This window comes from Rhodospirillales bacterium (assembly GCA_016710335.1).
Classification (GTDB): domain Bacteria; phylum Pseudomonadota; class Alphaproteobacteria; order Rhodospirillales; family Defluviicoccaceae; genus JADJXQ01.
The window spans coordinates 90,930-111,729 of record JADJXQ010000001.1 but is presented as its reverse complement, the minus strand read 5'-3'; the positions used below and the strand labels follow the sequence as shown (position 1 = coordinate 111,729).

The window sequence follows — 20,800 nt, the reverse complement described above, 5'->3', positions numbered from 1 at the left end:
AAAATGCGTCCAACCGTTCCCGGTCGGACGCATTGACGCTCTCTAGTTAACCAAGAGGGAGGATGCGGTCGACCCGACCGCATCAAGCCCTATGCGGCGCGGACCTGTGCCAGGAACGCGTCGACGCAGCGGTGCATTTCGGCAGACTGCCGCGACATCTGGCTTGCGGCCTGCAACACCTCGTGCGCCGCCCTGCCGGTTGTTCCGGCTGCTTCAGCGACGCCGCAGATGGCCCCGGAAACTTCCCGTGTGCCGGATGCCGCCTGCTCGACGTTGCGGGCGATCTCCTTGGTCGCCGCCTCCTGCTCTTCTACCGCAGCCGCCACCGCCGCCGTGATCTCGTTGATCTTCTCGATCGTGCCGGTGATGCCTTGTATTGCCTGGACGGTACTGCCGATCTCGCCACGCACACAGCCGATCTGCCCGGCGATCTCTTCCGTCGCCCTGGACGCCTGAGTCGCCAGGTTCTTGACTTCGCTCGCCACCACCGCAAAGCCCTTGCCGGCGTCGCCGGCACGAGCCGCCTCGATGGTGGCGTTGAGGGCAAGCAGATTGGTCTGCCCGGCGATGTCGGTGATTAAAGCGACGACCTCGCCGATCTTCTCCGCCGCCGTGGCCAGGCTGCGCACCTTGGCGCGCGCTTCCGCCGCCTCGCCGGCAGCAGTTTCCGCCACCTTGCTCGTCTCGCACATGCGCTGGGCGATCTCCTGGACCGATCTCGCAAGCTCCTCGGCCGCGCACGCCACCACTTGGACGTTGTTCGTAGCCTGCTCGCTCGCCGCCGCCACCGAGCCGGACTGGCTCCTGCCTTCCTCGGCTGCCGATGACATCGCCCCCGCCGTCACCTCCATCTGAGACGACGCCGACGACACCGCCATGACGATGCTGCCGACGCTGGCTTCGAAGCCCTCGGCAAGCGTGAGAAGCGCTTGGCGCCGCTCCTGTTCCGCTTTCGCCTTCAGTTCTGCCTGCTCCGCCTCGAGCCGCTGCGCCCGGATGGCATTGTCCTTGAACACCTGCACTGCCCCCGCCATGTGCCCGATCTCGTCGGCACGGCCGGTGGCAGGAATCTCCGTTGCGAGGTCGCCGTCCGCCAACCGGCGCATCGCCCCGGTCATGGTGACGACAGGATTGGCGATGCCGCGCGCCAGAAGGTAACCGACAGCGGCGATGACTGCGGCTCCGGCGGCGGCGATCAACAGGACCTTGGAGCGCAGAGCGGTAGCGCCTGCGAGCGCTTCCTCGCGGCTTTCCTCGGCAACCAGCGCCCAGGTGAGCCCGCCTACCTGCAGCGGCGTGTACGCCGAGAGCACCTCGTCGCCGAGATAATCGACGACGTCGCCGACTGCGGCGGTGCCGGCGAGGGCTTCGCGCGTCGCAACCGTATCGACCTTGCCCCGGCTGGGGTTCGCGAACGACGCCACCACCGAATGGTGCTCGGGATCGAGAAACGAGTCCGACCGCATCAGATGGTCGCTTCCGACCAAATAAGTCTCGCCGGTCTCGCCCATGCCGCTCCGGTCCTGCATGATCGAGCCGATGGCCTCCAGCGACAACTGTAGGGCGATCACCACCTGTACCTCGCCATCCTCGATCAGCGGCGCCGCGACGAAGCCTGCCGGAGCGTTGCCGCTCGGCGCGTAAGGCGCGAAGTCGGCGATGGCATAGCGGCCTGTCTCCCGCACTTCGCGGAACAGGTCGGCGAGATTCGTGTTCTTGAACTCGCCGGTCATCAGGTTGGTGCGATAGTCCCGCTCATGTGCGGCGGTGTAGAAAACAAAGCCTTCGGGGTTGATCAAGAAGGCGTCGTGGAAGCCGTAGGTCTCGATGAACTGGTGCAGGAACTGCTTGCCGTTAACCTCGACAGCCACCGCTTCCTCGAGGTTCATCTTGGTCACGATACCCCACTGAAGCCCCGGGAGATCCAGTGGACTGTAGACGACCATGACAGGATTCCCGAGGGAATCGGTGAAGAGCTTGGCATCGCTTTCGCCGGCGGCCATCCGCTTGAGGTATCCCGGTGCGATCGACGTGGCGTCGTAGCCGACGACGAAGGCGCCGTCGCCCATCGTCCGCATCGCGCTGCGAAAAGAGAAGCGGCCGCCGTCGACGGCCATCAGGTAGGTCTCCCCGGTTTTGCCGAGAGGACCCTGCCGCCGAAGGATGTCGTCGAAGTGTTGCGCGGAGACCTGCAGGGCCACCGATCCGAGCGGGCGGCCATCGTCGGCGCTGACGCGGCCGGCCAGATACAGGGTCTGGGCGCCGTTGGCCGGATGTGGCGCGAAGTCGCCGACGCCCGGTTGCTGGCCTGCGGTCGCTGCCGCCACCGCGGCGGCGAGGCTGCTGTCGGCAAGCTTCCCGGTGAACACGTTCATTCCGACGTCGTCGCTGCGGCGTGCGCTGTAGACGACATCACCGGCGGCGTCGATGAGCAACAGGTCCGTCGCCGCCTCCGCAAGGCTCCGGAGCCGCGGGTCATGACGCGCAACGGCGGACAGGTCGCGGTAGCCCTCGGCCGCGCTCATCTCGCTCAGCACCTCGCGGACGGACGGATCGACGGCGAGGTTCCGGGTCGTCCGCGCCAGTCCGGCGAACGCGTCCTGGACTCTGCTCTTCTGCGAGCCGTGAACCGCCTGCAGCCTCTCGAAACCCTTGTTTTTGTAGGTGGCGACATTGTCGCGGAGCAGCAGCGTGTCGCCACGGCGCTCCTCGAAGAAGCGCTCGATCTGATCCTTCTTGATTTCCCGCACCGCCTCGAGCTTGTGCGTCGCCGCGTGATGAAGCGCATCGGAACTCTCGTAGACCGAGAGAATTCCGAGGATGGCGAGCGGGATCAAGCCCACTGCCAGAAAACTGGAGATCAGCTTCGGCTTGATGCGAAGCTGGAATTTGCCGAACGGCCGGAACATCGCTGTCGTCTCCACAAGTTTGGCTGAGGCGGATGCCCAGGGGCTCCGCGTGGGCATGTCGAGGTGCATGCGGTACCGAACGTGCACCTTCAGCGTGAAGATCGGCTTAACGCAGCGACCTTGTGCGATCCTCCTGCTCGGACTGACGAGCGGCGACCACGAAATATTGCCGAAGCGCGAGCTAAACGGCGCGGCGGCTCCGGAGAACCCTCCCGGCTCGCCGCAGAGCCTCGCCCAGCACCATGGCGGCGGCGACAGAGACGTTGAGGTACCGCATCCCGGCGGCCATCGGGATGACGAGTCGGGCCGCCCACGTGCTGCAACCTTGGACGCACGGCGCCTTCGCCAACCTCAAGACCTGGGCATTTGGCGTCTATCGCGGCCTCCGCCGGCCTCACCTGCAAAGCTACCTCGACGAGTTCGTCTTCCGCTTCAACCGACGCCGAACACGATGGAGCGGGCCGGCTGCGAGGATGCGGGGCGAAGCGCTTGGAAGCGGGTGACGCCATGAAGTAGAGTTTCGGCATGTGACGGGCGTGTGCGGGTATGGTCGGGCAAGGTCGGGGGACCATGGCAGGAACAATCTTCATCTGTTATCGCCGCGGCCCGGATACCCCGTCTGCGGGATGGCTGCGCAGCCTGCTCATCGAGCACGCATTCACGCCCGAGCAGATCTTTCTCGATGTCGACGGGATCGAGCCCGGCGAAGACTTCGTCGAGATCCTCGAGGCGCAGATCGACGGGTGCGACGTTCTGCTCTGTGTGATCGGGCGGGGCTGGCTCGAGACGATGGACCGGCTCGGTCAGCCGGCGGACTACGTCCGCATCGAGATCGCCGCCGCTCTGGCCAAAAAGAAGCGAGTCATTCCCCTCCTGCTCGATCAGGCGCGGATGCCGGCGGACGACCTCCTTCCCGAGGAGCTTCGACCGCTGGTCCGCCGGCAGGCGGTGTTTCTTCGTCACGATCGCCTCAGGTCCGACCTCCGGGATCTTGTCCCCTTTCTGCAGAAGGCGCTGGCGACGTCGCGCCCGCAACGCGGGCCGCGGGCGCAGCCGGGGCCGCACTCCCCGAGGGAGCCATGGACGCCAGGGGAGGCGTTTCGCGATATCGATGCGCCATGGTGTCCTGAGATGGTGGTCGTGCCCGCCGGCACGTTCATGATGGGGTCTCCGGATAGCGAAACCGGCAGGTATGACGACGAAGGCCCGCAGCACCGGGTCACCATCTCCCGTCCGTTCGCCATCGGCAGGTTCCCGGTGACGTTCGAGGAATACGACAACTTCTGCGAGGCCACCGGGCGAGAGCAACCCGGGGATGAAGGCTGGGGCCGGGGTCGATGTCCGGTCATCAACGTCAGTTGGGATGACGCCCAGGCGTATGTGAAGTGGCTGGCCGCTGCGACCGGCAGGCCTTATCGGCTGCCGAGCGAGGCTGAATGGGAATACGCTTGCCGCGCCGGCACGACCACCCGCTTCTCATTCGGGAACGACATCAGCGGGAAAGACGCCAACATCGATGGCAGCAGGACCACCGAGGTAGGAACCTACCCCGCCAACGCCTGGGGTCTCCATGACATGCACGGTAACGTCTGGGAGTGGGTCGAGGACTGCTGGCATGACAGCTATGCCGGTGCACCGGAAGACGGCAGCGCGTGGCTCGATGCGGACGGCGATGATTTCGGTCCCCGTGTGCTTCGCGGCGGGTCCTGGTACTACAGTCAGGACCTCGCGCGTGCGGCCTACCGCAACAGGTACGACCCGTTCTACCGGAGCTACGACTTCGGGTTCCGTGTGGTGTGTTCGTCCCCATCTTCTGGCCACTGATCACTGACAAGCGGCGCGCCAGCGTCGGCCAGAATTCACGCGGCCGCAGGTACCAGTCGTCCTTGAAGACCTTGAGCTTGCCGGCGCGCAGAGCCTCGGCCAGCGGCTCGACGGCGCGGCGGTCGAGCCGGTTGTAACTCAAGAAGATGTCGAACTGCTGTGCCGGCTCGTGCACGGCGCCTCCAAACGCGCTCCTGTATGTCGTGGGAATCTATACCGCCTCCAGGTCCGTCAGGTCCTCGACGTCGGCCATGTCGGCGAGCAGTCGGGTGTACTTGCGGAAGTCCGTCTGCAGGTCGCGCAGCTCGGCCCGGAACCGCTCGCGGGCCTCAGTGTCGAGCGGGCCGGCAAGGATGCGTGGGTGCCACTTCGCCGTGAACGGCCGGACGATCTGATTGAGCACGACGACGGCGATGCGGGTGAAGTTGATGCAGTGCCGCCCCTGGCGCTTGATGGTGTCGCGGGTCAGCGGAAACAGCTGGTACACGCTCTCCAGCGCCGCCGCCTCATCGCCCTCCTCGGGGTCGAGGTGTTGCGTCGCCACGCGGGTGATCAACTCGACGTAGAGCTCCCACGCCGCGGTCATGTCCGGTTCCTTCGGCTCCCACGCGGCCTCCAGGAACGGCGCCTTGATGGCGAGCTTCGTCAGCCCCCACTTCTCCAACACATCGCGAAGTTTCATTCGCCTCCCTCCTCCGTCCTTTCGACGTGATCTTCGCGTTGCGCACCCACATCGGCACGTTGCACCCGCTCGACCTGCGCGCCAAGGTTTTTCATTCTGGCGGTGCGGGATCTATCTGGCCGCGCCGCTCGCGCGAGCGAGAGAGCCGAAAAGCCGCTCAGCAGGCGGGTACGGAATTTGGTGGGCGCAGTAGGACTCGAACCTACGACCCGCTGATTAAGAGTCAGCTGCTCTACCAACTGAGCTATGCGCCCGCACGGGTGAGGATCCCGACGAGAGGGGATGTGGCGTGTTTAGCAAAGCGGCGCGCCGATGTCGAGTGCGCGACCGGCGGCGCCCTAAATCTCCTCGCCGGCGTGCTTGCGCCCGATCATCACGTCGCGGTGCACGTAAACCGACAGCATCAGGCCGAAGCCGATCATCAGCGCCATCATCGCCGTGCCGCCGTAGGAAATCAGCGGCAGCGGCACCCCCACCACCGGGATCAGCCCCATCACCATCGCCATGTTGATGAATACGTATAGAAAAAACGTGGTGGTGAGGCCGACGGCCAGCAATCGGCCGAACTGGTTGCGGGACGACAGCGCAATGGCGAAGCCGTACGCCATTACGACAAGATAGAGAACCATCAGGCCGACACCGCCGACCAGGCCGAATTCCTCCGCCAGCATGGTGAAGATAAAGTCGGTCTGCCTTTCCGGCAGGAAGTTCAGGTGGCTTTGGGTGCCCTGCAGGTAGCCTTTGCCCAACAGCCCGCCCGAGCCCAGCGCGATCTTGGATTGGATGATGTGGTAACCGCTGCCGAGCGGATCGCTCTCGGGGTCGAGGAACGTCAGCACCCGCTGGCGCTGATAGTCGTGCAGCATTCCCCACAGCACCGGCATGACCCCGCCGGCCGCGGCGATCACCAGCGCGAACTTCCAAAGCCGGACGCCGGCCGCGAAAAAAACGGCGCCGCCCGCCGCGAGCAACATCAGGCTGGTCCCGAGATCAGGCTGCTTGAGCACCAGCACCGTCGGCGCGGCTACCAGCGCGAGCGGCACGACCAGCAGCAGGGGGCGGCCGATGTCCTCCATGTCGACGCCGTGGAAGTAGCGCGCCAGGGCGAGCACCACGGCGGTCTTCATCAACTCCGACGGCTGCAGGTTGATGACGCCGAGGTCGATCCAGCGCTGCGCCCCCATGCCGACCGAGCCGGCGATTTCCACCGCCACCAACAGGGCCAGAACGCCCGCGTAGATCCAGTACGCATAGCGGAGCCAGATACGCACGTCGGTGACCGCGATCGCCATCATAAAAACCGCGCACACACCGAAGCGAACGATATGGCGGACCGCCCACGGCTGGAAGCTCCCGTTGGCGGCCGAGACCAACATGCCGGCGCCGACGCCCGCGACGAGGACGATGGCGAACACGAACAACCAGCGGATCTGCAGCAGTTTCTGCGGGACCGTGAGGCGCTGGCGTTCCAGGGCGTCGAGGCTCATTGCTTCCTCACGTTCGTGGCGTCACATCGCTTCCTCACGTCACTGGCGTCACGACTCTTCCTCACGTTCGTGGCCTCACGTCGGGCCGCCGGAGGCGCCGGGCGCCGCATGGGCAGCCCCGGCGTCTGCGTCCGCTCCTGCACCGGGCCCAGGCTTGTGCCGGGCGATGCGGAGCACGTCCATGTGCTGCGCGGCGAGGAGAATGTCCTTGGCGACCGGCGCCGCCGCCTTTGATCCGCCGCCGCCGTGCTCGATGATCACCGCCACGGCGTAGCGCGGCGCCTGGATCGGGGCATAGCCGACGAACAGCGCGTGGTCGCGGCGCTCCCACGGCAGGTCCTCGTTCTTGGAGATGCCGGCCGCCCGCTCCGCGGCGGTGATGCGGCGCACCTGCGAGGTGCCGGTCTTGCCCGCCATCTCCATGCCGTTCTCGGTGATCGCCGCCCGGCGGGCAGTGCCGCGGCTGCCGTTGACGACGCCGATCATGCCGTCCCGGACGACCTGCAGGTGCGCCGGGCTGATGCCGAGCGGCTCCGGCGCGCCTGCGTTCGGCGGCTGGGCTGCAGCGCCCGCCGCGCCGGGCCGCACCACATGCGGCATGACCTGCTCGCGCCCGTTGGCGATGCGCGCCGTCATCACCGCAAGCTGTAACGGCGTCGATAGCACGAATCCCTGGCCAATGCCGGCGATCAAGGTCTCTCCCTGGTGCCAGGGCTGACCAAGGGTGGCGACCTTCCAGTCCCGCGTCGGCAACAGGCCGGTCCGCTCGCCGGGCAGATCGATCCCCAGCGTGTGCCCGAGCCCGAGGCGGTGTCCCATGGCGGCGAGGCGGTCGACGCCGGCGCGCTTGGCGACTTCGTAGAAATAGAGGTCGCAGGACTGTTCAATGGCGTCGCGCATGTCCAAGGTGCCATGTCCCCACCGCTTCCAGCAGTGGAACTTGTGGCTGCCGAGGCGCGTCACCCCGCCGCAGAACACCCGCGTGTCCGGCGATACGACGCCGCGCTCCAGCCCCGCCAACGCCGTCACCATCTTGAAGGTCGAGCCGGGGGCGTACTGGCCGGCAATCGCCTTGTTGGTCAGCGGCGAGCGCGGATCGGCCAGCAGCGCCCGCCATTCTTCGGAGCGGAGGCCGCGATTGAAGGCGCTCGGGTCGTAGCTGGGATTGGAGGCGAGGGCGAGAACGGCGCCGGTTTGCACGTCGATGACCACCACCGCGCCGCTTTCCTGCTCGAGGCGGCGCTGCGCCAGTTGCTGCAGCTCAAGGTCGATGGCAATGCGCAGGTCGGTGCCGGGCTCGCCGTCGTAGCGGTCGAGTTCGCGAATGATGCGCCCGTAGGCATTGACCTCGACTTCGGAGCGGCCGCCAGTGCCGCGGAGAGGGAGGTCGTAGGTGTGCTCGATCCCTGACTTGCCGATGCGAAAGTCGGGGAGTTGCAGCAGCGGATCGTCCTTTGCCTCCTGTTCCGACACCGCCGCGACGTAGCCGAGCACATGCGCCAACTCGGCGCCGTGTGGATAGAGGCGACTCTGGCCCTGTTCGATGCCGATCCCCGGAAGGTCCGGTGCGTTCACCTCGATGCGCGCCACGTCTTCCCAAGCCAAATCGTCACGCACCGTGACCGGAACGAACGCCCGCTTGCGCGCCACGTCGCGAAGGATGCGCCGCCGCTCGTCTTCATCGATGCCGACCATCGCGGCGATGGTATCGAGGATCTGCTCTACGTCGCCGGCCTGCTCGGGGACGACGACCATGCGGTAGGTCGGGCGATTGAGGGCGAGCGGCCGGCCGTGACGGTCCAGAATCCGCCCGCGCGGCGGCGGCAGCAGCCGCAGATTGATGCGGTTGTCCTCCGCCAGGGTCGCATAGCGGGAGGACTCGACCACCTGCAGATAATACAGGCGCCCGCCGAGCATGCCGAACGCCGCGAGCTTGGCGCCCGCCAACACCAGCGCGCGGCGGGTGAACTGTTTGTGGCGGTCCTGATCCCGGTACATGTCAGGTCCCGAAGGAGACGCGGCGGCGCATCACGTCTGCCCCAAAACCACGCGCTGCCAGCCGAGCATGAGCCGGAACACCAGCGCGAAGCACCCAAGCGTCAGCAAATACTGGAATATCAGCGCATCCGGCGACAGCACGTGCCGGTTCCAGAGCGAGCCCAGCAACCATGCGGCGGCGAGGCCGGCAGCGGACACTACGGCAAATCCCAGCCAGATGATGCCGAACGGCTTGCGGGTGAAGAAGCGGCGCTGGGAGTTGACGGCGCCGTGGATCATGACGAAGACCAGGGCGTTGAGGCCGATGGGGGCGCCGATCAGCGCATCATGGAGGAGACCGATCAGCAGCACCGCGGTCACCGGCATCAGATCCGGGCGATAGAGCGACCAGTGGAACACCATCATCATGGGCCACAAAGGCACCACCGGCTGCAAGGCGGGGATTCGTGCGGGTATCACCGTCAGCAGCGACGCCAACACTGTCAGCATGACCGGCGTCATGCGCCGTGACGCGATCTCCATCCTGGTCCACAGCGAGGGATTAACGGTCACGAGGGTAAGCTCATTGCTGCGGCCCCGGCATCCCCGGCGGCGCCGCGGCCTCCGCCGGTTCGCCGGCGTCGGGCATGACGGCGGGCGCATCGTCGCCGGGCGACGTCTTCTGCCGGATGGCGGGGCTCGACCCCAGGATGCCTTGCAGTCCGTAGTCGACGACGCGCACGTACTGAACGTGGCTACGGCGGATGAACGGCTTGACCCGGATGACGCCCTCTTCGACTGCCGAAACCAGACCGATCGGGAGGCCCGGTGGGAACGCCCCTGCATCACCGGAGGTCGAGACGCGGTCGCCGACCGCGATGCTGGCTTCCGGTTCGACATGGATCAGCAGTGGCTGGTCCGTATTGCTGCCGGCGAGCAGCGCCTTGGTCTGCGCCGGTGACACTTCCACCGGAATGCGGGAGTTGAGGTCGGTGATCAGAAGCACCCGGGATGTTCGCTGCGCCACACCGACCACCCGCCCGACCAGCCCGTCGCCGGTGAGGACGACGTTGCCCTTGGCGACGCCATCGGCGGTGCCGGCGTTGAGCAGCAGGCTGTGGGCAAAGGTGCCGCCGGTATCGGCGATCACCCGTCCCGTCACATAGCGGGCCCGGGGATCCGGCACGAAGTACAGCAGTCGTCGCAACGCGGCGTTCTCCGTTTCGAGGCGGAGCGCTACGGCCTGCCATTTGACCAGCCGATCACGTTCGAGCCGCAGACGGGCGTTTTCCTGGTGCACGGCGACCAAGCGGCGGATCCCTTCGACGCCCTCGGCTATGGCGTCCGCCGGCGCCGACAGCCGTTCGAGAATCGGAGCCACGGTGTCGACCATCGCCAGGCGCAGGCGCTCCATCATCACCGTATCGACCTTGCCCAGCATCATCAGGCCGATCGCCACGAGGACGAGGGCAAAGTAGGCGAAGCGCTGCACCACGGTTCGGACGGCGCCGACGGTGCGGTGCTCAGAGCGGGTTCGTTCGTTCAATCGGCGGCCGTTGGCTGAAGGGGATCCTGGCGCGATCATACACGGCAGCGCTGCGAAGTCGCGCGCTCCCTCAACTTTAGGACAGCCGCCCCTTCAACACAAACATCATGCGCGTCCGGTCGGCGCCTCAGTACATGGAGATGAGAATGTTCTTCATGCGCTTCATGTCTTCAAGGGCGCGGCCGGTGCCGAGAACGACGCACGACAGCGGCTCGTCGGCGATCGACACCGGCAGGCCGGTGGCGTGGCGAAGAACGTAATCCAAGTTGGCCAGCAGCGCGCCGCCGCCGGTCAGCACGATGCCCTTGTCGACGATGTCGGCGGCGAGTTCGGGGGCGGTGTGCTCGAGCGCGACCTTGACCGCATCGATGATGGCGCCAACCGGCTCGGCCAGGCTTTCGGCGATCTGGCGTTCGCTGATCACAAGTTCCTTTGGGACGCCGTTCATCAGGTCGCGGCCCTTGATCTCCATGGTGCCGGCCCTCGCCGTCCTCCGGCGGGCAGGCGGAGCCGATCTCCTTCTTGATGCGCTCGGCGCTGGATTCGCCGATCAGCAGGTTATGGTTGCGGCGGATGTAGGCGATGATCGATTCGTCCATCTTGTCGCCGCCGGTGCGGACGCTGCGCGCATAGACGATGCCGCCGAGCGACAGCACCGCGACCTCGGTGGTGCCGCCACCGATGTCGACCACCATCGAGCCGGTGGGCTCGGTCACCGGCAGGCCGGCGCCGATCGCCGCCGCCATCGGCTCCTCGATCAGCCACACACGCCGGGCGCCGGCGCTCTCCGCCGATTCTTGGATTGCGCGGCGCTCGACCGCGGTCGAGCCCGACGGCACGCAGACGATGACCAGCGGGCTGGCGAAGCTCCGCCGGTTGTGCACCTTGCGGATGAAATGCTTGATCATCTCCTCGGCGACCTCGAAGTCGGCGATCACGCCGTCGCGCAGCGGCCGGATCGCCTGGATGTTGCCGGGGGTGCGGCCCAGCATCAGCTTGGCTTCCTCGCCGACGGCGAGCACCTGCTTGCGCCCGCGGTACTCGGCGATCGCGACCACGGAAGGTTCGTTGAGGACGATGCCTCTGCCCTTGACGTACACCAGTGTGTTCGCGGTTCCGAGGTCGATCGCCATGTCGGCGGACAGGAACCCGAAGAGACGTGAAAACATCGTCCGCGCTCGCTTTCAGGGAATGATCATTGAGTGACGACTGGCCGGCTGACGACAGACCAGGTGACGACCGATAAAAGACAGCGGCCGCGCGGAGTCAATCCCCGGACGGCCGCTTCTTCTAGCGCAAAACGCGGGGCCAAGGAACTCCCGGCGTGCGGTTTGTCGCAGGCGGTTCAGGCCGACAGCGCCGACGGCGCCGTCTTCTCCCGCTTCACCAACAGCTTGTTGAGAGCATTCACGTACGCCTTGACGGAGGCGACGATCGTGTCGGTGTCGGCGCCGCGGCCGTTGACGGTGCGGCCGTGCTCTTCGAGCCGCACTGTGACTTCGGCCTGGGCGTCGGTGCCGCCGGTCACGGCGTGCACTTGGTAGAACTGCAGGCGCGCGTCGGTCGGAAACAACCGCTTGATGCAGGTGAAGGCGGCGTCGACAGGGCCGTCGCCGGTGTCCTCGCAGCCGCGCACTTCGCCGTCCACCTTGAGCTCGAGCGCCGCGTGCGGCTGGCAGGTGCCACACTGGATGGTCAGGGATTTCAGGGTGATGCGGTCATTGACGCGGAGAACCTCGTCGTCGACCAGGGCGATGATGTCGTCGTCGAAGACTTCCTTCTTGACGTCGGCGACGTCCTTGAAGCGCTGAAAGGCATCCGCCAGCGCATTGTCGCCGAGATCGTAGCCCAACTCCCTGATCTTCTCGCGGAAGGCGTGGCGGCCGGAATGCTTGCCCAGCACCAGCTTCGACTTGTGCAGTCCGACCGACTCCGGGGTCATGATCTCGTAGGTGCCGGCGTGCTTCAGCATGCCGTCCTGGTGGATGCCGGCTTCGTGGGCGAATGCGTTGGCGCCGACGATGGCCTTGTTGGGCTGGACGACGAAACCGGTCACCGCCGAGACCAGTCGCGATGCCCGCATGATATGCTCGCTGGCAATCCCGGTGGTGTACGGCATCAGGTCTTGGCGGGTGCGCAGCGCCATGACGATCTCTTCCAGCGCGGCGTTGCCGGCGCGCTCGCCGAGGCCGTTGATGGTGCACTCGACCTGGCGCGCGCCGGCCCGCACGGCGGCCAGCGAGTTGGCGACGGCGAGGCCGAGGTCGTTGTGGCAGTGGACCGAGAAGACCGCCCGGTCGATGTTCGGCACCTGGTTCCACAGCATCCGGATGAGCGCCGCGAACTCTTCCGGCAGGGCGTAGCCGACGGTGTCGGGGATGTTGATGGTGGTGGCGCCCGCCTTGATCGCCGCTTCGACGCAGCGGCAGAGGAAATCGTGGTCGCTCCGCGAGCCGTCCTCGCACGACCACTCCACGTCATCGGTAAAGCGGCGCGCGGTGCGGACGCTGTCGATCACCGCGTCGTAGACCTGGTCCGGCTCCATCTGCAGCTTGTACTTCATGTGCAGCGGGCTGGTGGAGATGAACGTATGGATGCGCCCGCGCGGCGCCGGCTTGATCGCCTGGGCAGCGAGTTCGATGTCGCCGCGGGCGGCGCGGCTCAACCCGCAGACGACCGAGTTCTTCACGACCTTGGCGATCTCGTGCACGGCCTCGAAGTCGCCGCGGGACGCGATCGGGAAGCCGGCCTCGATCACGTCGACCCCCATCTCCTCGAGCAGGGCGGCGATCCTGAGCTTCTCGTCGAGCGTCATCGAGGCGCCGGGCGACTGCTCGCCGTCGCGCATGGTGGTGTCGAAGATAACGATCCGGTTCGGATCAGGGTTGGTACTCATGCCGGGAATCCTTCGTCGGGGTGGTGTTGCAAACGTTCACGTTACGCATTTGCTCCCCTGAACCGCCGGCCCCCGCTCATGCGGACACCGAGACGCGCTCAGGGGCACCTAAGTCGCAGGCTACCGACGACGAACGTCCAAAGCGGCGACACGGCCGCTGCGCCTTGGCGGACGCGCCCGTTGTTGGCGATCTTATGCAATTCCATGCTCATGCTGCGATTGCGTTCAGTATCGCCCCGGACCGTCTCGCTTCCGCTTCCCTGACGAGCGCTTACGCATGATATCGCGCGATGCGCCCGTCTCCACTAAAGACAGACGCCGCGACCCCTTGTCAACAACGATGTGATATGAAGCGCTCGGTCGCCCCGATCATCCTGGAGCTGATCATGAAGCTGCTCGCGGCTGGACGTCACAATCGCGAAGGATAGCACGCCCGGATGCGCCCCTAGATCGCCGACGGGCCGCGGGCGATGGCGGCGACGCCGGTGCGCGCGACATCGACCAGGCCAAGCGGCGCCATCAGCTTGACGAACGCCTGCATCTTCGAGGTGCGGCCGACGATCTCGAACACGAACGACTCGTTGGTGCTGTCGACGACGCGAGCCCGGAAGATATCGGCGATCCGGAGCGCTTCCACCCGCTTGTCCCCGGTGCCGTTGACCTTGATCAGCGCCAGTTCCCGCTCCACGCATGGACCCTCGACGGTCAGGTCGCTGACCTTGTGCACCGGCACCAGCCGGCCGAGCTGGTTCTTGATCTGCTCGATGATCATTCGCGTCCCCGACGTGACGATGGTGATGCGGGATAGATTGCCCTCGGGGTCGGTCTCGGCGACCGTGAGGCTCTCGATGTTATAGCCGCGCCCCGAGAACAGGCCGACCACGCGGGCGAGCACGCCCGGTTCGTTGTCGACGAGAACGGAGATCGTGTGCCGTTCCGATGGGGAGGCCTCGCTGATCACGGTCAATGCTCCTAAGCTTGGTGGGCTGGATCGCACGCGCGGTGCGGATTGCCGAGCCGATGGGGTTGTCGTGCGGAAAGACCGGGGCGGCGACGACCGCCGCCCGCGGCGGAAGGTAAAGGCGCGCTATACGAGCACCATGCCCTCTTCAGAAATCGGCTTGGCCACCTGGTCGGCCGGCCCGAGCAGCATCTCGTTGTGAGCGGCTCCGGAGGGGATCATCGGGAAGCAATTTTCCGCTTTGTCGACGCGGATGTCGGCGATTACCGGCCGGTCGACGGCGATCATCTCCTTGATGACGTCGTCAAGCTCGGCAGCCCGTTCCGCCCGCAGTCCCACGCCACCGAAAGCCTCCGCCAGCTTCACGAAATCGGGGAGCGCCTCCATGTAGCTCTGCGAATAGCGGCTGCCGTGCAGCAACTCCTGCCACTGGCGGACCATGCCCATGTACTCGTTGTTGAGGATGAACACCTTCACCGGCAGGCGGTACTGGGCGATGGTCGACATCTCCTGGATGTTCATCATGATCGAGGCCTCGCCGGCGATGTCGATCACCAGCGCCCCGGGGTGGGCGACCTGCACGCCCATCGCCGACGGCAGACCATAGCCCATGGTGCCGAGCCCGCCCGAGGTGAGCCAGCGCCGCGGCTTCTCGAAGCCGTAGAGTTGCGCCGCCCACATCTGGTGCTGGCCGACCTCCGTCGTGATGAAGACGTCGTCGCGGCCCTTGGTCAGCTCGAACAGCCGGGAGATGGCGTACTGCGGCTTGATGATGTCGCCCTCCTGGCGGAAGGCCAGGCAGTCGCGGGCGCGCCACACCTTGATCTCGTCGAACCAGCCGGCCAAAGCCTTCTGATCGGGCTTCACCTTCCGTTTCGTCCACACGGCAAGCAGGTCTTCGAGCACCGAAGCGACGTCGCCGACGATGCCCAGGTCCACCATCACGTTCTTGTTGATGGAGGATGCGTCGATGTCGATGTGGATCTTCTTGGCACGGGGCGCGAAGGCGTTCAGCCGCCCGGTCACCCGGTCGTCGAAGCGGGCACCGATGTTGAGCATCAGGTCGCAGTCGTGCATCACCATGTTCGCTTCGTAGGTGCCGTGCATGCCCACCATGCCGAGGAAGTTGGGATGCGATGACGGCACCGCCCCGAGGCCCATCAGCGTCAGGGTGATCGGAAAGCCGCTCGTGTCGACCAGTTTCGTCAACAGCTCGGAGGCGCGGTCGCCGGAGTTGATGACCCCGCCGCCGGCGTAAATCAGAGGCTTCCTGGCCGCCGCCATCATGCTGACCGCCGTCTCGATCGCGTCCGGGGCGGCCTTGGTGCGCGGGCGGTAGGTGCGATGGCGAACGTCCTCCGGCGACATGTAGTGGCCCGTCCCCTGGGAAACGTCCTTGGGAAGGTCGATCAGAACCGGCCCGGGGCGGCCGCTCCGCGCCACGTAGAACGCCTCGTGGACGATGCGCGCCAAGTCATCGGTGTTGCGCGCAAGGTAGTTGTGCTTGGTGCACGGACGGGTGATGCCGGTGGTGTCGGCCTCCTGGAAGGCGTCGTTGCCGATCAGGTGGGTCGGCACCTGGCCGCAGATGCAGACCAGCGGCACGCTGTCCATCAGCGCGTCGGTCAAGCCGGTCACGGCATTCGTGGCGCCGGGTCCGGAGGTCACGAACACCACGCCCACCTTGCCGGTGGAGCGGGCATAGCCTTCGGCGGCATGGACCGCGCCACCTTCCTGACGGACCAGGATGTGGCGGATGGCGTTCTGTTTGTACAACTCGTCGTATACCGGCAGAATGGCGCCTCCCGGATAGCCGAAGACGTCCTGGACGCCCTGGTCGGTGAGCGCCTTCAGGAGGATCTGTGCGCCGGTCATCATATCATCCGCCATGTCGCTGTTCTCTTCTCTCTCTATCGGCTGAGTGGGGGCGTGGCTCGGGGGAGCGGCCACCGTGTTCGCGCGTGCACGCCTCGGTTTTCGCGGCTGCACGTGTCATGTAGAGGGTCGCGCGCCGCGGGTCAACAGAAACCGGCGAATGTTCGAAAGGGTTTTTGCGCGGAAACTTTCCGAATATTTCTCGTCCAGCGACACGTCGGCGGCCAACTGGTGGCGCAACCACGTCAATTGCCGCTTGGCGTAGTTCCGCGATGCCTGTTTCGCCGCGGCGACCGCTACCTCCATGGTGCTGTTGCCGTCGAGCGCCGCCGCCAGTTCCCGCACCCCGACCGCCTTCATCGCCGGCAGGCTCGGATCGAGCCGCATAGCCACGATTGTGCGCACCTCGTCCACGACGCCGTCGGCAATCATCCTGTCGAAACGAACGTCGATGGACGCATACAAGGTCTCCCGCGGCGGCCGGACGACCACGACGACGAACGGCCCGCAGCCGGCCGGGGACGCCGGTGCTGAGCGGCGCCAGTCGCCGATCGGCCGACCGGTGGCCGCCGCCACCTCGTACGCACGGATCAGGCGTTGAGGGTCGCTCTCCCGCAGACGACCGGCGCTTTCCGGGTCGAGCGCCGCCAGCGCCGCCCGAAACGCCGCGCCGCCCAGCCGCGCGTGCAACGCCTCTGCCTGTGCCCGTACGTTCGCGGGGATGATGGGGATCGGCGTCAGCCCGTGTATCAAGGCTTTGAGGTAAAGCCCGGTGCCGCCGACGACCACCGGAACACGGCCATCCTCACGCGCCGATTGGATCTCGCTCACCGCCATCGCCAGCCAGCGTCCGACAGAGCACCGCTTCGCCGCCGGCAGCACGCCGAACAGCCGGTGTGGCGCCCGAGCCTCATCGGCTGGGCTGGGACGCGCAGTCAGCACTCGCAGCTCCCGGTAGACCTGCATGCTGTCGGCATTGATCACGGTGCCGCGGACGGCTTCGGCAACATCCACCGCCAGCGCAGATTTGCCACTCGCCGTCGGGCCGGCGATGACAACGACGGGAGTCAGGTTCGCTTCGGACGTCCCTATGCGCGGATCCGCCTGACGCGCCGCGCGCCGCGCTTCTTCGCGCAAGCCGGCGCGCCTTCACGCATCGTTCGACTTGCGAATGACGCTCATGGTGCCGTCGGTTTCCAGCACCACAAGCGCCGTTCCCTCTAGCGAGGCGTTGCCCTCCTCGCGGATAGCCGCCAGAACTTCCTCTCTTGACACCCGCTGCCGCCGCATCGCGTCGTCGAGAAAACCGCCGTCCCGTACCAGCAAGGTCGGCTCGCTCTTGACCAAGGCCTGGACGCGATCGGATCGCACCGACATCCAAGTGATGGCGTACTGCAGGAAGATCAACAAACCCAGGGCGACAGCGCCGTCAGCGAGCGGGACCGAACGATCGATGACTACCGTGGCGAAGGTGGAGCCAAGCGCCACCGTTACCACGAGATCGAAAGCGTTCATCTTGCTGAGGGTGCGTTTGCCGGACACCCTCAGCATGAGGATGAGGGCAATATAGCAGGCGGAGCCAACGACAATGATCCGAAGCAGGCCGGTCCAGGACTCGAAAAACATGTGTCAGCCTTCGCTCGACAGTCGACCTATGAAGGTCCTTCGGTAAATCGGCGCGATGGGCACCCGGTCAGAACGAGCGGTCACGGCGCTCGACGTTCTTCGAGGAAGCCTGTCACCTCGAAGGTGACGGCGGCAAGAGGGACGCGGCGATTCCCGCGTCCCCAGCCTGGGTCAGGCTGCCTTCGCTTTCTCTTTCATCACCATATACTGTTCCGTCATCTCTTCAGAACGGATGACGTCGATCTTCTTGCGGGCTTCCGGGAACAGCTTGGTTTCCTCATCTTTTATGTGATGATCGAGGGCATCCGCAAGCTCTCTCAGCGCCGATGTCCACTCCTTGCCGCCAGCTTTGAGCTTGGACAGCTTTTCCAGCATCTCCTTCGCTTCCTGGTGCTCTTCCAGGTCGTCCTGGATTTCTTCCTTCATGCCGGTAACTGCCTCGGCTTCCACGTAGAAGATCTCTTCCTCGAACCGGGTGTGCACGTCCAGTTCCTGCTCGATCTTCGCCATCAGGCTTGGGTCGTCCTCGGCCTTCTTCATCAGTTGCTTGACTTCGCGATGGTCGGCTTCGAGGAGGTCAAAGATGGTGTTCATGGGGTCTCCCTGTCACTGTCGATGCTGATGTCACTGTCGATGCTTGATGACGGGGGAACGCTTGGCGGGTGCGCCCGGTTCCGAGTGCCGCCGGCGCCGCCACCGCTGCCGGGGACGCGGGTAAACGTTTCGGGGCTATCGCGGTCGAGCAAACCCGGCTTCAATGGCCCGGCACCGAATGACGATGATCTGGAGGACCGAGTGCGCGCGCAGGTTTGGAAGTTGGTGAACGGTATAAGTCAAAGCTATTGGTTCGTCCCGACGGCAATGGCGATCGCCGCCGCGGCGTCCGCTTTCGGCATGGTCAGCCTGGATAGATTGATCGGCAGTTCCTGGATCGATGGCATCCCCTGGCTTCATGCCTACGAGGCCGACGGCGCCCGCGCGGTGTTGCAAACGATCGCCGGCTCGATGATCACGGTGGCGGGCGTCACCTTCTCGATCACCATCGTCGCGGTGGCGTCGACGGCGATGAACTTCGGGCCGCGCCTGATGACCAACTTTATGACCGACCGCGGAAATCAAGTCACCCTCGGCACCTTCGTCGCCACCTTCCTTTATTGCATCCTGGTCCTGACCAGCGTCTACGGGGGTGAAGACTCGGCCGGGGCCTACGTCTTCGTGCCGACGCTTGCGGTGCTGGGCGCGTTGCTAATGGGTGTCGCAAGCCTCGGCGTGCTTATTTACTTCATCCACCACATCCCGGAGAACATCCACATCTCGCAGATGATCGCCGGCATCGGTCACGATCTCCTGAAGCGGATCGACATCCTCTATCCGGACCACCTGGGCGAGGGCGCCGGACCCCCGGCCGGGTTTTCCGCCGACGACGGCGGCGTTCCGCTTCCCAGCGAGGACGCGGTGGCGGTCGACGCGGGCGACGTCGGCTACGTCCAAAACATCGAGGGCTCCCAGTTGATCGCCGCAGCCAAGAAAAAGGGACTGGTGCTGTGGATGACCGTCGCCCCCGGCGCCTTCGTCTCCCATACGTCCCCTCTTGTTCTTGCCAAGCCGTCCGCGCTCGTCGACGCCGCCGCCATACGCAGCGTGCGCGCGGCGTTCGTGCTCGGCGCCCGCCGCACGCCGTCGCAGGACGTGCTGTTTCTCGTGAAGCAGTTGGCGGAGGTGGCGATCCGGGCGCTGTCGCCCGGCATCAACGACCCGTTCACCGCGTGCTATTGCATAGACTGGTTCAGCGCCGCACTGAAGAAATTGGCAGGCAGGGAAATCCCCTACCGCTACCGCTTCGACGACAACGGCGATCTCCGCGTGGTCGCGGAACCGACGACCTTCGAGAACTTCGCCGACGCGATGTTCGGGCAACTGAGGCCGTACGCGCAAGGGGACCGCACGGTCGCCCTGCACCTCCTTCATGCTTTGGTCGACCTGCGCCTGAACCTGCCGACAGGGCACCAGCGATCGGTTATCGACCGGCACTGCGACACCCTGTTGACGGGCTGCCACGCCGACCTCTCCCATCCCGATGACAAGAGCGCCATCGACCTGATTTTCCGCGACAACGATCTCCGCGTCGGACGCCGCGCCCCATGAGGCCTAGCGTTCCTGTGGAACCTTGACGGCGGTCGAGCGTTCTTCGCGAGCAATCACGTCGTCGCCAAGGGCGGTCGACGTTCTTTTGTCCCAGCGGAAGCGGAGGTGGTTATGCGAGTGGCGTGGATGACGACGATGACGATCGCAGTGGCGGCGGCGGCACCTCTGCTGACGGCGCCGTCGGTCAAAGCCGATCAGTCGGAGTGCATGAAGGACCTGGGCCAGGTCACCGACAAGTATCAGCCGGTGATGCAGCATCTCGACAGCAAGGACCGGCGCGGCGTGTCGTCGATGAAGAGCGCCGCCGTCTACCTCGCCAGCGTCGACCGGGATGACGCCTGTGAAGAGGTCGTCGAGGCTCTCAACGACCTGATGACCGAGCGCGAAAGCGGCTTGGTGACGCAGGGCGTTCTGCAACCGGCTGACGAACGGGCGCGCCAGCAACGGCTGGAGCAGGCCGCGAGCAAGATTGGACAGCATCAGGCGCTCCGTGCCCGGGACGTGATCGGCGCCGACGTGCGTAACTTGCAGGACGAGGATCTCGGCGACGTTGAGGACGTGATCGTCAATCCAGCCGACGGTACCGCATCGCATCTTCTCGTCGCGACCGGCGGCTTCCTCGGGATGGGCGAGGACATCGTCGCGGTTCCGGTCGGCAAAGTCGGCTTTACCGATGCGATGGACGTGGTGCTGGTCAACATGCCTGAGGACGCCTTCGAGAAAGCTCCGAAGATCACCGAGGAGAATATCAACAGCCCGGACCAGGCGGCGTGGCGCCAGGAGACGCAATCCTACTTCGACCAGAACACGCCGAAGTAGTCGTTGCGAGGGTCGGGTGGGGGTGCGGCGCTGGCCCGTACCTCGTCCCTCCG

Annotated in this window: 15 protein-coding genes, 1 tRNA gene and 2 pseudogenes; 4 read left to right on the top strand and 14 right to left on the bottom strand. The window is 65.8% G+C overall.

The window, feature by feature from the left end; all coding sequences use genetic code 11:
- Nucleotides 1-89 precede the first annotated feature (89 nt).
- A complete protein-coding gene (locus IPM60_00550; protein MBK8906432.1) occupies nt 90-2,909 on the bottom strand; it encodes a methyl-accepting chemotaxis protein in 2,820 nt (939 codons plus the stop codon).
- A gap of 305 nt (nt 2,910-3,214) precedes the next feature.
- Between IPM60_00550 and IPM60_00545 the strand changes: the two are divergent.
- Both IPM60_00545 and IPM60_00540 read left to right on the top strand, forming a co-directional pair.
- A pseudogene (locus IPM60_00545) lies at nt 3,215-3,412 on the top strand (transposase).
- A 388-nt stretch (nt 3,413-3,800) separates the two neighbouring features.
- Entirely contained in the window at nt 3,801-4,733 is a 933-nt protein-coding gene (locus IPM60_00540) for a formylglycine-generating enzyme family protein (protein MBK8906431.1), read from the top strand.
- 211 nt (nt 4,734-4,944) lie between these two features.
- On the opposite strand, the gene IPM60_00535 is transcribed toward IPM60_00540, so the two are convergent.
- The 13 genes and pseudogenes from IPM60_00535 to IPM60_00475 form a co-directional block, all read right to left on the bottom strand.
- Nucleotides 4,945-5,415, bottom strand: a complete 471-nt coding sequence (locus IPM60_00535; GenBank protein MBK8906430.1) for a hypothetical protein — start codon at nt 5,413-5,415, stop codon at nt 4,945-4,947.
- 178 nt (nt 5,416-5,593) lie between these two features.
- Nucleotides 5,594-5,669, bottom strand: a tRNA-Lys gene (locus IPM60_00530).
- 84 nt (nt 5,670-5,753) lie between these two features.
- Nucleotides 5,754-6,902 (bottom strand): rod shape-determining protein RodA, encoded by a 1,149-nt coding sequence (gene rodA, locus IPM60_00525; protein MBK8906429.1) that lies wholly within the window; start codon nt 6,900-6,902, stop codon nt 5,754-5,756.
- 75 nt (nt 6,903-6,977) lie between these two features.
- Nucleotides 6,978-8,900, bottom strand: coding sequence for a penicillin-binding protein 2 (gene mrdA / locus IPM60_00520; protein ID MBK8906428.1), 1,923 nt, complete (start codon nt 8,898-8,900; stop codon nt 6,978-6,980).
- A 30-nt stretch (nt 8,901-8,930) separates the two neighbouring features.
- Nucleotides 8,931-9,452 (bottom strand): rod shape-determining protein MreD, encoded by a 522-nt coding sequence (mreD, locus tag IPM60_00515; GenBank protein ID MBK8906427.1) that lies wholly within the window; start codon nt 9,450-9,452, stop codon nt 8,931-8,933.
- Between the two features lie 10 nt (nt 9,453-9,462).
- Entirely contained in the window at nt 9,463-10,464 is a 1,002-nt protein-coding gene (gene mreC, locus IPM60_00510; GenBank protein ID MBK8906426.1) for a rod shape-determining protein MreC, read from the bottom strand.
- A gap of 88 nt (nt 10,465-10,552) precedes the next feature.
- Nucleotides 10,553-11,594 (bottom strand): annotated as a pseudogene (locus IPM60_00505) (rod shape-determining protein).
- Between the two features lie 176 nt (nt 11,595-11,770).
- Nucleotides 11,771-13,321 carry a 2-isopropylmalate synthase gene (locus IPM60_00500; protein MBK8906425.1) on the bottom strand — a complete coding sequence of 517 codons (1,551 nt, stop codon included), beginning with the start codon at nt 13,319-13,321 and terminating at the stop codon, nt 11,771-11,773.
- A gap of 445 nt (nt 13,322-13,766) precedes the next feature.
- Nucleotides 13,767-14,288, bottom strand: coding sequence for an acetolactate synthase small subunit (ilvN, locus tag IPM60_00495; GenBank protein MBK8906424.1), 522 nt, complete (start codon nt 14,286-14,288; stop codon nt 13,767-13,769).
- Nucleotides 14,289-14,408: 120 nt separating this feature from the next.
- Nucleotides 14,409-16,172, bottom strand: coding sequence for an acetolactate synthase 3 large subunit (locus IPM60_00490; protein ID MBK8906423.1), 1,764 nt, complete (start codon nt 16,170-16,172; stop codon nt 14,409-14,411).
- Between the two features lie 102 nt (nt 16,173-16,274).
- On the bottom strand, nt 16,275-17,249 hold the full coding sequence (gene miaA, locus IPM60_00485) for a tRNA (adenosine(37)-N6)-dimethylallyltransferase MiaA (GenBank protein MBK8906422.1): 975 nt from the start codon (nt 17,247-17,249) through the stop codon (nt 16,275-16,277).
- A 57-nt stretch (nt 17,250-17,306) separates the two neighbouring features.
- Complete coding sequence (locus IPM60_00480; GenBank protein MBK8906421.1) at nt 17,307-17,783, bottom strand: DUF421 domain-containing protein; 477 nt, start codon at nt 17,781-17,783, stop codon at nt 17,307-17,309.
- Nucleotides 17,784-17,954: 171 nt separating this feature from the next.
- A complete protein-coding gene (locus tag IPM60_00475; protein ID MBK8906420.1) occupies nt 17,955-18,377 on the bottom strand; it encodes a hemerythrin domain-containing protein in 423 nt (140 codons plus the stop codon).
- 201 nt (nt 18,378-18,578) lie between these two features.
- Between IPM60_00475 and IPM60_00470 the strand changes: the two genes are divergently transcribed.
- Nucleotides 18,579-19,928, top strand: a complete 1,350-nt coding sequence (locus IPM60_00470) for a DUF2254 domain-containing protein (GenBank protein MBK8906419.1) — start codon at nt 18,579-18,581, stop codon at nt 19,926-19,928.
- A 135-nt stretch (nt 19,929-20,063) separates the two neighbouring features.
- On the top strand, nt 20,064-20,747 hold the full coding sequence (locus IPM60_00465; GenBank protein MBK8906418.1) for a PRC-barrel domain-containing protein: 684 nt from the start codon (nt 20,064-20,066) through the stop codon (nt 20,745-20,747).
- Nucleotides 20,748-20,800 lie beyond the last annotated feature (53 nt).